The following is a 13,509-nucleotide window of genomic DNA, read 5'->3' on the forward strand; positions in this document are numbered from 1 at the left end:
GCGGCGTCCGGATCCGCCGTCGTCCGCGGGAAGACCGGGCCCGGCGCGGCGGGCGCGGGCGAGACCTCAGCGGCCACGACGTCGGCGCAGGGCCTGGAATCCCGACGTGCCGCCGGCGATGCACGCCGCCGCGACGCAGGCGACGAGGGTCAGCAGGAGGGGGAGGGGCAGCGTGGTGTTCGCGGTGCCGAGCTCGAGGGCGGCGGCCGGGACGGCCGTGTCCTTGAGGTCCGCGGCGCGGGCGCCGGCCTCGCGCTCGGCGGCCTGCGTGGCGGCGAGGAGGGCGGCCTGCTTCTCCGCGGCGGCCGCGTTGCGGGCGTCCGTCGCGGGGACGGAGGCCTCCGGGTCCGTCGTGGCCGAGTCGCCGCCCGTGGCGCCGGTCGTCGAGCCCGCGGCACCGGTGGTGCCCGCGGTGCCGCCGGTGCTGCCGCCTGCGTTGGTGCCACCCGCGGTCGTGCCGCCGCCGGGCGTGCCGCTGCCGCCGCCACTGCCGCCGCCGGTCTTCGACGAGTCGCCCTTGGCGAGGTCCGCCTGGGCGCGGAAGATCGCGTCGGAGCACTCGGAGTAGTCGCCCGTGTTGGCCTCCTGGTTGTCCAGGGCCTGCTTGAGCTGCTTCGCCGTGTACTTCCCGTCGACGGTGCCGTCCGCGCAGTCCTTGTAGATGCTCTTGTAGTCCGCGCCGGCGGTGGCGGGGACGGACAGCCCCACGAGGAGGGTCAGGAGCAGGGGTAGGAGGCTGAGTCGGTTGCGCACGGTGGGTCCCTCGGGGTCCGCAGGGTGGCGGGCAGCACGCCGTGCACGCGAGGCGTGCAGGGTCAGCCCGGTCAACGCTACCAACCCGTACACGGGGGAAACGATGCGGTCGGGGGCCTGCAAGCGCGTGTGCGGACGGGGGCGCGGCGGGCCCCGGCGGCCCGGCGGCGGTCCCGCGCAGGCGTCCCGGCGCCGGGCGCGGCGACGCTCAGCGCGCGTGGCGCTCGGCGTCCTCGACGGCGGCGACGATGCCGGCCGCCCAGGCCGGGAAGGTGAACGGGGCGACGTCGCGGCGTCCGGCCTCGCCCAGCGCGCGCGCCGCGCCGGGACGCACCGCGAGGTCCGTCAGGGCACGTGCCAGCTCGACGGGGTGCGTCGCGGGGACGACCCGTCCGTTGCGTCCGTCGCGGATCAGACCGCCGGCCGCGGCGCCCACGGCGTCCGTGGCGACGACCGGCACGCCGCGGTGGAACGCCTCGTTGCAGACGAGGCCCCAGGGCTCGACGAACGACGAGGTGCGCTCGGACGGCATGCAGAGCACGTCGCTGCAGTCCAGCCACTCCCGGACCTCGTCGTGCGGGACGGGGCCGAGCGCCCGCACGCCGGGGAGTCCCGCGTCCGAGGCCGACTCGGGGCCCAGCAGCGTCAGCTCGGCACCTACCGCCTCGAAGAGGTTCGTCTGCCGCCACGCCACGAGCAGGATCTCGAGGCCCTTGCCCGGGGCGTCCCGGCCCACGTAGAGCACGCGGAACGGCGCGGCGGGGTCGCGCGGGGTGGCGATCGGGTCGATCCACACGGCGGGGTCGACAGCTTGGGGCGCGACGTGCACGCGACGCCCGCCGAGCGCGCGGACGTGGGCCGAGACGTGCGGCCCGTAGGTGGCGATCGCGTCGGCGTCGCGGACGATCCGGCGCAGCAGCGGCCGCGCGACGATGAACGCGGGCGTCGTGGGCTCGTGCCACATGGCGCTCCAGAGCACGAACGGCGTCCCGGCCATCCGCGCGGCACGCCAGGCGCCGGGGAGCGCGATCCGCCCCGCGGTGCCCGCCACGACGGCCCGCCAGTGGTCCTTGCGGGCCGCGAGCCGGGCGGCACCGCGCTGGCTGACCCGGTGGGTCGGGACCCCGGGGTCGTCGACGGACTCCGTGAAGTGGTGGTCGCGGCCCTCGAAGATGGCGACCTCGACCGGGGCGATCTCGGCCAGGGCCTGCAGCGCGCCGACCCGCTCGGGCGGCACCCGCGAGGTGACGAGGAGGATCGGGCGCTCGGAGCGGGAGACGGCCACGGGGAGATCATGTCACCCGCCCGGAGGGGCGCCGCTCCGGGCGCAGGCCGGCCGGCCTGCGCGGGCGCTCCCGGTCAGCGGCCGGAGGACGCCGCGGCGTCGCGCACGAGGTCGCTCTGCCCGCCGTGCACGACGCCGCTGTAGGCCCGCAGCGTCTGGCGTCCGCAGCGCTCCCACGTGAAGGACTCCGCCACCGTGCGCCGGGCCGCGAGGCCCAGGGAGCGCCGCCGGGTCGGGTCGGTGAGCAACCCGTCGATGGCCTGCGCGAGCGCGGAGACGTCGCCCGGGGGGACGAGCACGATGCCCTCGCCGGCGGCGGCGATGTCCTCGGGGCCCGGCTCGCCGAGGGCGGCGATCGCGGGAATCGCGGCGGCCATCGCCTCGACGTACGCCACGCCGAACGCCTCGTCGACGGACGGCATCACGAAGAGGTCGGCCTGCCGGGAGACGTCGAGCGCCTCGCCGTGCGGGAGCTGCCCGCGCCACTCCACGCGGTCATCGACGCCGAGCTCGGCCGCCAGCCGCTCGAGCGCCGGGCGCTCGGGGCCGTCGCCGATCACGCGGTAGCGCACCGCGGGGTGGCGGTCCCGCAGCACCCAGAGCGCGCGGATGACGTCCTCGTGGCGCTTGCGCGGCACGACGTGGGCGACGGTCACGAGCCGCGGCTCGGGCGCCTCGGACGCGACGGGGCGCAGGACGTGGCCGGAACCCCAGCGCCCGCGCGCCCGGCGCCCGGCGTCGGCGGCCGACGGCGGGGTGCGCCAGTCGCGCCCGGCGTGCCAGCGGTGCACCGCGTCGGCGTCGGGCAGGTCGGTGCCCAGGCGGACGACGCGGGTGCGCTCCGCGCCCAGCTCGACGCAGCGGTCGGCCGTGCCGGCCGAGTTGGCGAGCACGAGCGCCGAGGCCCCGAACGCGTCGCGGACGGCCCGCTCGCCCGCGGCGGAGCGGCGGGCGGTGTAGTAGACGTCGCCGCCGTGGACCGAGACGAGCAGGGGGACGCCCGCCGTCGCCCGGCCCGCGCGCCGCACCGCGTCGCCGGCCGGCACGGCGTTGTGGGCGTGGATGACGTCGAAGGGGAACGTGCGCCGCAGGCGGCGGAGCGCGCGGGCGAGCGGCAGGGCGGCCCAGCGACCCCACGACCCGTAGGAGCGCCCGCGCGGAGGCGAGTGGAACCGCACGTAGGTGACGGGGATGCCGTCGAGGACGGTCTCGCGCGGCTGGGCGCGCATCCGCCGCAGCGTGCGCACGACGTCCCCGGGCCGGGTGGCCTTGGGCGGGACGGGCCGGTGCAGCACGAGCACGTGCACCTCGCAGCCCGCGTCGCGGGCCGCGATCGCCTGCTTGTGGGCCCAGATCCCCAGCACCGGGTCGTCGGCGCGCGGGTAGAACTCGGCGACGACGCACACCCGCAGCGGGCGGCCGGGATCGCTCGGCGTCGGGGTGGCCGGTGGCGAGGGCACGACGGTGCAGCCTACGAGACCTCGACGCACGCGGTCCGGCGCGCGGGCCCGCCGCTAGCCTTCGGCGCGCTCAGCCCCGCCGACCGCCAGGCCGCCATGTCCCCGGACCTCGTCGTCCAGATCGTCAACTTCCGCACGCAGGACCACGTCGCCCGGCTGCTCCCGGGCCTGCTGGACGAGCTCGAGCGCGGCCCCGCGTCGTTCGAGGTCCACGTGCTCGAGAACGCGTCGGGCGACGACCTGGCGGCGATCCGCCGCGACTGGGCCGGCCGGGTGCACGTCCACGTGAGCGACCGCAACCGCGGGTTCGGGGGCGGGCACGACGAGCTGGCCGCCCGCACGGACTCGCGGACGATCCTCTGCGTCAACCCCGACGTGACGGTCGACCGGCCCGGCGTGGTGGCGGGTCTGCTCCGGCACCTGGAGGACCCGGCGGTCGCGGCGGCCGGCCCGCTGCTGCGCACGGAGGACGGCACGCCGCAGCGCTGGGACCACGGCGAGTCCAAGGGCGTGCGCGCACACGTGGCCAACGGCGCCGGGCACGCACACTGGCAGCCCCGCACCGCGCCGACGGACGTGGCCTGGGTGGCGGGCGCGTTCCTGCTCGTCCGACGCTCGGCGTTCGCGGCGGTCGGCGGGTTCGACGAGCGCTTCTTCCTCTTCAAGGAGGAGGAGGACCTCTGCCTGCAGCTGCGCCGCGCGGGCGGGCGCGTCGTCTACGACCCGACGGTCTCCGTCGCCCACGTCGGCGGCGTCGTCGCCGACCGCGACGTGCACATGCCCGACTCCGTGGCGGCGTACGTGGCCAAGAACCTGCGCCCCCGCCAGCGCCGGCTGTACGACGCGCTCTACACGCACGTCACCCGCCGGATCTAGGCGGGTCGCGCGGCCTCGATCGGCGGCCGCGGTCTAGGCGGTCCCCGCGACCTCGAGCGCGCGGCGCAGGCCCGACTCGACCTGCTCGCCCGTGCGCTCCCACGTCAGGGGGGCGACGGTCGCGAGCCCCGCGCGGGAGCGTCGCGCCCGCTCGTCGGGGTCGTCGAGCAGGCGGGCCAGCCCGTCCGCGAGGCCCGGGGGCGTCGGCGGGGCGAGCAGCACCGGGGTGTCGGGCCCGAACGCCGCGACGCTGCTCGTACTCGCCAGGTCGGCGCACGGCAGCCCGCAGGCCAGCATCTCGTGGGGGATCAGCGACGGGTTGGTCAGCGAGAGGACGAGCCCCGCGCCGGCGCGGGCGTAGCGGTCGGCGAGCTCCTCGCGGCCGAGCACCCCCAGGTGCTCGTGCGGGAACGGGGTGCGGATGCGCTGCGCCTCGCCGAAGAGCGCGATGCGGGTGCGGGGACGGCGGCGGTGGAGCTCCTCGAGTGCGGCCAGCCCGAGGGGCACGCCGCGTCGGGGCGTCGAGGCGCGGGCGTAGAAGAGCACGAGGTCGCCGTCGCGCTCGGCCTGCTGCGGGCGGTACGTGGCGTGGTCGACGCCGATGTCGAACGTCGTGCTCTCCGCGCCGTAGTCGCGGCGCAGCAGGTCGGCCAGCCACGGCGAGGCGACGATGGGGTGCAGGCCCTGGCGGTAGGTCCACGCCGCCCACTCGCGCTCGGCGGACGTGGCGTAGAACTCGGCCTCGTGGTCCTGCACGAAGTAGGCGCGGGCCTTGACGCCGGGCAGCAGCAGCGCCTGCGGGACCGTCTGCCAGGCGGTCGCCACCAGGACGTCGGCGCCGGTCCACCCTGCGAAGCCCGCGTGCACGGCCCCGCGGATCGCGCCGAACGTCCGACGGAACCGCTCGACGAGCGCCTCGTCGGAGCCGCCGCCGCTGCGGGCGTCGTCGTCGAGCAGCCAGATCGAGCAGCGCACGCCGCGGGCCTCGAGCGCGCGGACGGCCTGGCTGATCGTCGTGTGGCCGCCGCTGACCTGGCGGAACGACGGGACGACGAACGCCACGTCGAGCGAATCGCCGACGGGACCCGGGACAAGCGGGGCGGGCCCGTCGCGCTGCACCTCGAGCAGGCCGGACGGGATCCGGACGTCGAGCGGCGGCGACGGGAGACGGAGCAACGTGCGGAGCCGCGACATGGCCCCCATCATCGCGGGCCGTGGCGCTCAGCGCCCGTCGCCCCGCCGCTCGAGCGAGAGCACGCGGCGCACGGGCGCGGGCAGCCGCGCGGCCCGCGAGCCCAGCGGCGCGAACACCCGCCGGCTGGCGTGGTGGACGACCGCCCGGATGCCCCAGCGCCAGCGCGCGGCTCGCCCGTAGCCGTGCTCCCGCATCCAGGCGAGGTCCCGGCGGGTCAGGCGCAGCGTCGCGCCGAGCGCCGCCTTCGGGCGGAACGGCTCGACCCAACCCGTGGCGGTGCGCAGCCCGCGGTACTCGTCGAACCAGCGCCGCGCGAAGCCCACGGGCCCGTAGTCGTGGGCGTGCAGCACCCCGGCGTCCGGGGCGTAGGCCTTGTGCCAGCCCGCGGCCAGCAGGTCGGCCCCGAACGCTTGGTCCTCCGCGTAGGCGACGTCGCGGAACCGGACGGCCTGCCAGCACGCGCGGCGGTAGGCGGCGTTGACGTTCGAGAGGAACGGCGGGTCGCGCGGCCCCTGCACCGTCAGGCCGCCCGTGGGGGAGAAGCCGGCGAAGAACTCCTGCAGCTCGCGCGCCACCATCGGCGACGTGTCGGGGCGGGGCAGGTGCGGGCCGTAGACCGCGCCGATCCGCTCGTCGGCGGCGAAGGCCTGTAGCACGGCCTCGAGCCACCCCTCGACGGGCGTGGCGTCCTGGGTGAGGAAGCAGAGGATCTCGCCCGTCGCCGTCTCCGCCGCGAGGTTGCGGGTGCGGCCGTGGCCGAACGACGCGGGCGGGATCTCGACGACCCGCGCCCCGGCGGCGCGCGCGATCCCGACGGTGCCGTCGCGCGAGCCGGAGTCCACGACGAGCACCTCGTGCGCGGGGGCCTGCCGCGCGAGGGCGGCGAGCAGCTCGGGCAGGTACCGCGCGCCGTCCTTCGTGGGGACGACGACGGAGACGGAGGGCTGGGGTGCGGGGCCGGACACGACCCGTAGAACATAGGCGCACGCCCCGCGGCGGCCGGGCCCGCCCGCGAGGAGCACCCGGCGGCGGTCCGGACCTGCCCCGGCGACGGCGACCCGGCCTGCCCCGGCCCTTCCCCGGCGACCGCGGCCCGCCCCCGTCCGCGTACGCTCCGCGGGATGGCCGTGCCCACCCCCACGATCGCGGTGGACGATCCCCGCGCGTTCCTGCCCGGAACGTGGCAGATCGACCGCGAGGTTCACGACGCGCTGGCCGGCACTGACGGGCGCTACGTCGGCACGGCGACGTTCGCGCTCGACGGCGACGGGCTCTCGTGGGTCGAGCGCGGCACGCTCCAGCTCGGCGGGTTCGAGGGCACCGCCACGCGGACCATGGCCGTCGTGCCCGGGCCCGACGGCGCGGAGGGACGGTGGGAGGTCCGCTTCGACGACGGCCGGCCGTTTCACCCGCTCGACCTGCGCGCCGGCGCGTGCCCCGTCGACCACCCGTGCGGCGAAGACCACTACGCCGGCTGGGTGCGGGTCGAGGGGCCGGGGCTGCTGGTCGTCTCGTGGCGCGTGACGGGTCCCCGCAAGGACCACACGATCCTCACGCGGTACACCCGATGAGCGGGGCCGCCGGGGTGCGGGGTCACCACCGCAGCGGGCCCGCGGGCTCGCGGCCGGGCAGCGCGGCGGGTCGGCGCCGGGGCGGAGCGGTGCGGATGCGCGGGGCCGGGACGGCCGGGCTGCGCCGGGGCGGGGCGGCGGCGTGATCCTCCACCTGCACCACCGCTACCGCACGCTGGGTGGCGAGGAGGCCGCGATCGCCGGCCTGCGGCGCCTGACGGAGGAGCGGCTGGGCGAGGAGACGGCGCTGCTCGAGCGCGACTCGTCCGCCGTCGGCGCCCGCCGCGCCGCCGCGGGGCTGCTGCGCGGCGGGCTCGACCCGGACGAGGTGGCCCGCGAGGTCCGGCGCACCGGCGCTCGGATCGTCCACGCGCACAACCTGCACCCCACGTTCGGCGCCCGCGCGCTGCGGGCCGCCCGCGAGGCCGGCGCCCGCGTCGTCCTGCAGCTCCACAACTACCGGCTGGTCTGTTCCGTGGCCACCTGCGTCCGCGACGGGCACGACTGCACCGCCTGCCACGCGGGCGACACCCGCCCCGGCGTGCGCCACAACTGTCGGGGCGGCCTGGCGGAGAGCGTCGTCTACGCCGCCGGGCTGACCCTGCAGCGGCGGCCGCTGATCGCGGGGGCGGACGCGATCGCGGTACCCAGCACCGCGGCGCTCGAGCGCCTGGCCGCCCTGGGCGCCGGCCTGCCGGACGACCGCACCCACGTGCTGCCCCACCCCGTCGCGGCCGGCGCCCGGCTGACGCCCGACCCGGCCGGTCCCGCGGTCGTCGTGGGCCGCCTCGCGCCGGAGAAGGGCACGGCGGTGGCGATCGCGGCCTCGCGCCTGAACGGCCGGCCGCTGGTGATCGCGAACTCCGGCCCCCTGGAGGACGAGCTCCGGGCCTCGGCGGCCGACCTGCCGCAGGTCTCGTTCGCGGGGCGGCTGGACCGCGCCGGCCTCGACGCCCTGCGGGGTCGCGCGGCGCTCGAGCTCGTGCCGTCGCTCGCGCACGAGACGTTCGGCCTGGCGGCCGCCGAGGCGCTGCTGCGCGGCCTGCCCGTCGTGGCGTCCGACGTCGGCGCGCTGCGCGAGCTCGTGCCGGACGAGGCGCGGGTCGCCCCGGGCGATCCCGTGGCGCTGGCCGCGGCGTGGGACCGCCTGGGGGGCGACGCCGCGGCGGGCGAGCGTGGGCGCCTGCGGGCCCTGGCGCTGACGGAACCCGCCCGCGTCGCGGAGCGCCTGGGCGCCCTGTACGCGAGCGTCGACCCCGGCTGAGCCGTCCGGCTGCCGCACCGGCGGCCGAGGCGGCGCCCGGAGTCCTCATCGGCGGGCATTCGTGGACCTCACAGGCGGCGCCCAGGGACGCCGCCTAGACTCGGCGCCATGGCGTGGCTTCTCACCGGCGGTGCCGGCTACATCGGGTCCCACATCGTCGAGGCGTTCCGCGCGGCCGATCGCGAGGTGGTGGTGCTCGACGACCTGTCGTCCGGGTTCCGCGAGTTCGTCCCGGACGATGTCGTCGTGCACGAGGGGCGGATCGAGGACGCGGCCGCGGTGGCCGCCGCGTTCGAGGCGCAGCCCGTCGAAGGTGTGATCCACCTGGCGGGCCTGAAGTACGCGGGCGAGTCGGTCAACGCGCCGCTCGACTTCTACCGGGCCAACGTCGAGGGCACGCGGGTGCTGCTGCGGCAGATGGCGGAGCGTGACGTCGACCGGCTCGTCTTCTCCTCGAGCTCGGCGACCTACGGGACGATGGAGGGCGAGATCGTCACGGAGGACTCTCCGCAGCGCCCGGAGAGCCCGTACGGCGAGTCCAAGCTCATCGGCGAGTGGCTCATCCGCGACCAGGCCCGCGCGCGCCCGTCGCTGCGCCACACCTCGCTGCGGTACTTCAACGTCGTCGGCTCCGGCAGCGACCGGATCGTCGACCACAGCCCGTACAACCTGTTCCCGCTCGTCTTCCGTGCCCTCTCGCGCGGCGAGCGCCCGAAGGTCTTCGGCGACGACTACCCCACGCCCGACGGCTCGTGCGTGCGCGACTACGTCGACGTGGCCGACCTGGCCGAGGCGCACCTGCGCGCGGCCGTGCTACTCGACGAGGGCCGGGAGCTCGCCCCGAGCTACAACGTCGGTCGGGGCGAGGGCGTCTCGGTGCGCCAGATCGTCGAGACCATCCTCGCGGTCGTGGGCGAGGACGCGCTGGGCTACGACACCGCCCCGCGCCGCGGCGGCGACCCGGCCCGCATCGTCGGCTCGGCGCGGCGCATCGAGGAGGACTTCGGCTGGAAGCCCGGCACCGACCTGCGAGCGATGGTCGAGGGCGCCTGGGCGGCCTGGAACACCCCGGAGGCCCGGGAGCGCGAGGTACGGCAGGACGCCGCGCGGGCCTGAGCGCCGGCCGCTGCCGCGGCCGTTCGAGCACCGCCGGCCACGCGCCGTCGGACATCGGGCGTCGGTGCTCGACAGGACCGGGGCCGGCACCTATTTTGCGCGCATGCGTGTACACCTGTTCCGTCCGCCCTGGCCGAGCCCGCGTGAAGGTCGCCTCGTCCGGGCGCTCACCCTGCTCGGAACGTTGGCCGCCCTCGGCGCGGCGGCGGCTCCGGCAGCGGCCGCCCCGCCGGCGCCGGCCAACCTCGCCGTCAGCCCTGCCGAGAGCGCGACCTCCGCGGACACCGCCGTGGCGACCTGGACCGTTCCTGGCGGCGCGCCCGCTGGGACGGAAGCCGACTGGAAGGTGACGTTCAGCCCGGCAGGCGAGGACTACTTCCTCAACCTGTCGGGCACGAGCGACCAGGACGGGCGCGCGGAGATCCCGCTGGCACGCGAGGGCACCTACTCCGGGTTCAGCGTGGCGCTGCGGGATGCTCAGGGGCCGGGGCCGGAGGCGACGGTCCCCCATCGACTCCTCGTCGACCGCTCGGCGCCCGGCGCGCCGACCGTTTGGCACACCGGTGGTATGGCCAACTGGACCGACGCCCCCGACCGCGGCGCCCCGATCGCCCGGGCCCACTGGCGGTACTGTCGCGGCTGGTTCGGTTCGCCGATCGTGCCCGCACCGGTGTGCGTCGAGGGCGTCGCCACCACCAGCCCGTTCGCGCTGTCCGAGACCGCCCCGCCGCTCGGGCCAGCACCGGGAACGTGCAACGGGGTCGAGTCCGCCCTGTCCATCTGGCTGGAGGACGCGGCCGGAAACGGCTCGCCCGCGAATGCGGGGAAGTTCGGCACCGCTGTGACGCCGGCGTGTCCCGCGCCGCCGCGAGACACGCCGCCGGCCGTCGAGCCTCCGGCAGCCGGACCGGCGAGGAAGGCGACGACCCTGGCGGTCACCGGCCGCACGCTGGCGCGCCGTCGCGGGGCCTCCGGCCGCCGCGTTCGGCTCGTGGTCGCGCTTCCGCGCGACGCTGGCGGGCGCGTCCGGCTGCGGGTGAGCCGTCGGGCCGGCGGGCCGCGCTTCGTGCGAACCCGTTCGGTGCAGGTGCGGCGTGGCCACGCGGTGGCGACGTTCACCGTGCCGGCGGGCGTCCGGAAGCTGAGCGTCCGGGCCACCTACGCCGCGACTGCGACGCACGCGGCCGCATCGAAGAACACGACCGTGCGCGTCGGCCGCTAGCCCCACGCGCTGCACCACCGCCTAGCGGTGCTGCAGCGCGTCCCCGGCGCTCGTGACGGGCACGAGGTCGGCGGCCAGGTCGTGGTCGTAGATCAGCATCTCGATCCCCGGCGCGACGGTGTGGCGCGCCACGGGCGTCGGCGTGGCCGGCGCCTGCCCCACCCAGTCGCCGCCTCCGGGGTGACTGGTGTCGACGAGCAGGAACGAGCGGATCCCCGGCTGCGGCTCGTACGCACGGTCGACGTAGTGCAGGTACATCGGGCACAGCAGCTGGCCGTTCGAGGCAGGGCAGGTGCCGACGGGGTCGATCTGCAGGCGGAAGCCCGAGCGCACCGTCGTCGGGTAGGCCGTCCAGTACGAGGCGTAGCCGCGGGTCACCCGCTCCTGACGCGCGACGGCGAGGATCGGATCGAGCGTGGCGACCCGGGCCTCCGGGGTGCGCGGTGGCGCCTGACGGGCGATGCCCAGAGCGGCGACGAGCGCCAACGCCAGCGTCGGCACCAGGACGAGGGCAGGGCGCCCTCTCCGTCCGGCGAGCAGGGCGATCAGCGCGCCGGCCGCGAACGGGACGCCGTACAGGTAGCGCGCCACGGGCAGGCCGTTGACCATCGACGCCGGCGAGAACGCGAACGCCACCGTCCCGGCGACCGCTACCCCCGTCCAGAACGTGGCCCAGGCGACACGGGCTGCGTCCTTCGACGACGCGGCGGCTGCGGTCGACCCCGCCGCCGTCGCGTCCGCGTCCGATGCCGATTCGCCGGACCGGCTTGTTCCGCCGAGCAGGTACACGACCCCGGCCGCCACCGCGACGACGACGAGCAGCAGCCCGAGGTAGCCGCTCGTGGCCCCGGCGGCGCTGTTCAGCGGGCCGCGCCAGACCTCCTGGAGGCCGACGACGACGTTGCCCGCGCCGGCCTGGGCCTCGTCGAAGGGCGTCAGCGACACGGGGCTCGGGCGCTGGAAGTACCCCTGGTGTTCGGCGAGCGCCCGGAACGCGATGCTCGAGACGGCGACCCCGGCGGCGACGCCGAGCGCCACGGCGGCCTGACGCCACTGCCGGCGCAGGAGCGCGACGGCGGCCACGCCGGCCGCCGGGGCCACGACCGACGTCCACGCCAGCGCGTCGCCGGACAGGGCGGCGCCGCCCCAGAGGACGGCTGCTCCCGTGGCCAGCCAGAGCCGCTTGGAGGCCGGGGTGCCGACCCGGCCGGCGTGGGCGACGAGCACGAGCCCGACGGCGACCATCGCCCACCAGCTCGGGGCCCGACCGGACCAGGCGGCGTTCATGACCCAGGTGTTGGGACCGACCGCGAGGGCCACGGCGGGGACGGCGACGGCCGCCGTCGTCCCGAACAGCCTCCGCGCCTGGAGCGTCAGTGCGCCGACGGCGAGCATCGTGACCGCCAACGGCAGGTAGCTGGCCAGGAGCGTGTCGCCGGGCAGCGGCCGCAGCAGCTGGACCACCCACAGCCCGTTCCACCAGCCGTAGTTGCCGGTGACGGCCGCCGAGTTCGGGAGGTCGGCGAGCAGGTGCGCCATCGCCAGCGGCGCGGCGAGGTCGGCGTTGGAGTGCATCGCCCGCACGGTGTCCGGCAGGCGGAAGAGCACCGCGGCGAGCAGCACGGCCGCGCCGACCCACGCGGCGACGGCGGCGACGCGGGTCACCGTCCGGGCACGGGCCGCATCGCGGGGGCCGGCGGGCGGCGCCCCCGGGCGTGTCGGCGGGACCCCGATGGCGCTCAGACGGTCCGGAGCCAGGCGACCGTGTCCGCGATGCCCTTGTCCAGCGGAATCTGCGACTCCCAGTCCAGCAGGCGCTTGGCCTTCGACACGTCGGGCCAGCGACGCTGCACGTCGACGTCAAACGTCGGCAGGTGCTCGAAGACGAGCTCGTCCGTCCGGCCGCACTGCTCCCAGATGACGTGGCAGACGTCGGCGATGGTGCGCTCGTCGCCGGCGGAGATGTTGAAGTCCTCGTTCAGCGCCGCCTCGTGGCCCGTGGCGGTGACGATGCCGTCGGCGATGTCCTGCACGTGGGTCAGCGTGCGCGTCTGGTCGCCCTGGCCGAAGATCGGCAGCGGCGCGCCCTGGGGCAGGGCCAGGACCTTGCGGATGACGTCAGGGACCATGTGCGCGATGCCCGGCTCGTCCTCGGGCATCTCGCCCGGGCCGTAGGCGTTGAACGGGCGCACGATCGTGTAGGGCAGCCCGTGCTCCTGGTAGGCGGCCTTGATCTGGATCTCGCCCGTGAGCTTGGAGAACCCGTAGGCCGACGTCGGCGTGGGCACGCGGTCGACGTGCTCCTCCTTCGTGGGGAACTCCGTGGTGTTCTCGAACACCATCGAGCTCGACACGTAGGTGAAGCGCTCGACGCCGAGCTCGATCGCGGCGCCCATCACGCTGTTGTAGAGGGACGAGTTCACGTCGGTCAGCGTGTAGGGCAGCTTGTGGAAGTTGCCGATGCCGCCGACGATCGCCGCCAGGTGGATGACGTGGGTGCAGCCCGTCATGGCGCGCTTGGCCTCGTCGCGCTCGCGCAGGTCGCCCTGGTGGATCTCGCACCCCTCGCGCATCCAGTCCGGCGCGTCGCGCTGATCCGACACCCGCACCTCGAAGCGGGGGTCGCGAAGGAGACGGCGGACGACGGCGGCGCCGATGGTGCCGGCACCGCCCGTGACGAGAACGCGAGACATTGCGGCCAGCGTATCGGCCGACGCGGGCAGGACGCCCTGCTGCCGCGGCGCGGCGGAGGACACGGGCATGCAAC

Annotated in this window: 12 protein-coding genes; 5 read left to right on the plus strand and 7 right to left on the minus strand. The window is 76.5% G+C overall.

The genetic code is table 11. The annotated features are described in order from the left end of the window. Positions 1 to 66: 66 nt before the first annotated feature. The 3 genes from F593_RS0111550 to F593_RS24575 form a co-directional block, all read right to left on the minus strand. Entirely contained in the window at positions 67 to 753 is a 687-nt protein-coding gene (locus F593_RS0111550; RefSeq protein ID WP_022928911.1) for a hypothetical protein, read from the minus strand. Positions 754 to 961: 208 nt separating this feature from the next. Beyond that, positions 962 to 2,038, minus strand: coding sequence for a glycosyltransferase family 4 protein (locus F593_RS28260; protein ID WP_022928912.1), 1,077 nt, complete (start codon positions 2,036 to 2,038; stop codon positions 962 to 964). Between the two features lie 74 nt (positions 2,039 to 2,112). Then, a complete protein-coding gene (locus tag F593_RS24575; protein ID WP_022928913.1) occupies positions 2,113 to 3,498 on the minus strand; it encodes a glycosyltransferase in 1,386 nt (461 codons plus the stop codon). 96 nt (positions 3,499 to 3,594) lie between these two features. On the opposite strand from F593_RS24575, the gene F593_RS28265 reads away from it, so the two are divergent. After that, the gene (locus F593_RS28265) at positions 3,595 to 4,374 is read left to right on the plus strand and encodes a glycosyltransferase family 2 protein (RefSeq protein WP_022928914.1); all 780 of its coding nucleotides are present in this window, start codon (positions 3,595 to 3,597) and stop codon (positions 4,372 to 4,374) included. Between the two features lie 33 nt (positions 4,375 to 4,407). Here F593_RS28265 and F593_RS0111570 read toward each other — a convergent pair whose 3' ends face one another. Both F593_RS0111570 and F593_RS24585 read right to left on the minus strand, forming a co-directional pair. After that, positions 4,408 to 5,568 (minus strand): glycosyltransferase family 4 protein, encoded by a 1,161-nt coding sequence (locus F593_RS0111570; protein WP_022928915.1) that lies wholly within the window; start codon positions 5,566 to 5,568, stop codon positions 4,408 to 4,410. A 27-nt stretch (positions 5,569 to 5,595) separates the two neighbouring features. Then, positions 5,596 to 6,534 (minus strand): glycosyltransferase, encoded by a 939-nt coding sequence (locus tag F593_RS24585; protein ID WP_022928916.1) that lies wholly within the window; start codon positions 6,532 to 6,534, stop codon positions 5,596 to 5,598. 156 nt (positions 6,535 to 6,690) lie between these two features. Between F593_RS24585 and F593_RS0111580 the strand changes: the two genes are divergently transcribed. From F593_RS0111580 to F593_RS0111595, 4 genes are all read left to right on the plus strand, one after another. After that, positions 6,691 to 7,140: a DUF6314 family protein gene (locus tag F593_RS0111580; RefSeq protein WP_022928917.1), complete on the plus strand. Its 450-nt coding sequence runs from the start codon at positions 6,691 to 6,693 to the stop codon at positions 7,138 to 7,140. 142 nt (positions 7,141 to 7,282) lie between these two features. Continuing rightward, positions 7,283 to 8,404, plus strand: a complete 1,122-nt coding sequence (locus F593_RS24590; protein WP_022928918.1) for a glycosyltransferase family 4 protein — start codon at positions 7,283 to 7,285, stop codon at positions 8,402 to 8,404. A gap of 108 nt (positions 8,405 to 8,512) precedes the next feature. Further along, positions 8,513 to 9,520 (plus strand): UDP-glucose 4-epimerase GalE, encoded by a 1,008-nt coding sequence (gene galE / locus F593_RS0111590; RefSeq protein WP_022928919.1) that lies wholly within the window; start codon positions 8,513 to 8,515, stop codon positions 9,518 to 9,520. Between the two features lie 103 nt (positions 9,521 to 9,623). Beyond that, positions 9,624 to 10,742, plus strand: coding sequence for a hypothetical protein (locus tag F593_RS0111595; protein WP_157251750.1), 1,119 nt, complete (start codon positions 9,624 to 9,626; stop codon positions 10,740 to 10,742). Between the two features lie 21 nt (positions 10,743 to 10,763). On the opposite strand, the gene F593_RS0111600 is transcribed toward F593_RS0111595, so the two are convergent. After that, entirely contained in the window at positions 10,764 to 12,407 is a 1,644-nt protein-coding gene (locus F593_RS0111600; RefSeq protein WP_022928921.1) for a hypothetical protein, read from the minus strand. A gap of 74 nt (positions 12,408 to 12,481) precedes the next feature. After that, positions 12,482 to 13,435: an NAD-dependent epimerase/dehydratase family protein gene (locus F593_RS0111605; RefSeq protein ID WP_022928922.1), complete on the minus strand. Its 954-nt coding sequence runs from the start codon at positions 13,433 to 13,435 to the stop codon at positions 12,482 to 12,484. Positions 13,436 to 13,509: the final 74 nt, after the last annotated feature.

Source organism: Patulibacter americanus DSM 16676, assembly GCF_000420025.1.
GTDB classification, from domain to species: Bacteria; Actinomycetota; Thermoleophilia; order Solirubrobacterales; family Solirubrobacteraceae; genus Patulibacter; species Patulibacter americanus.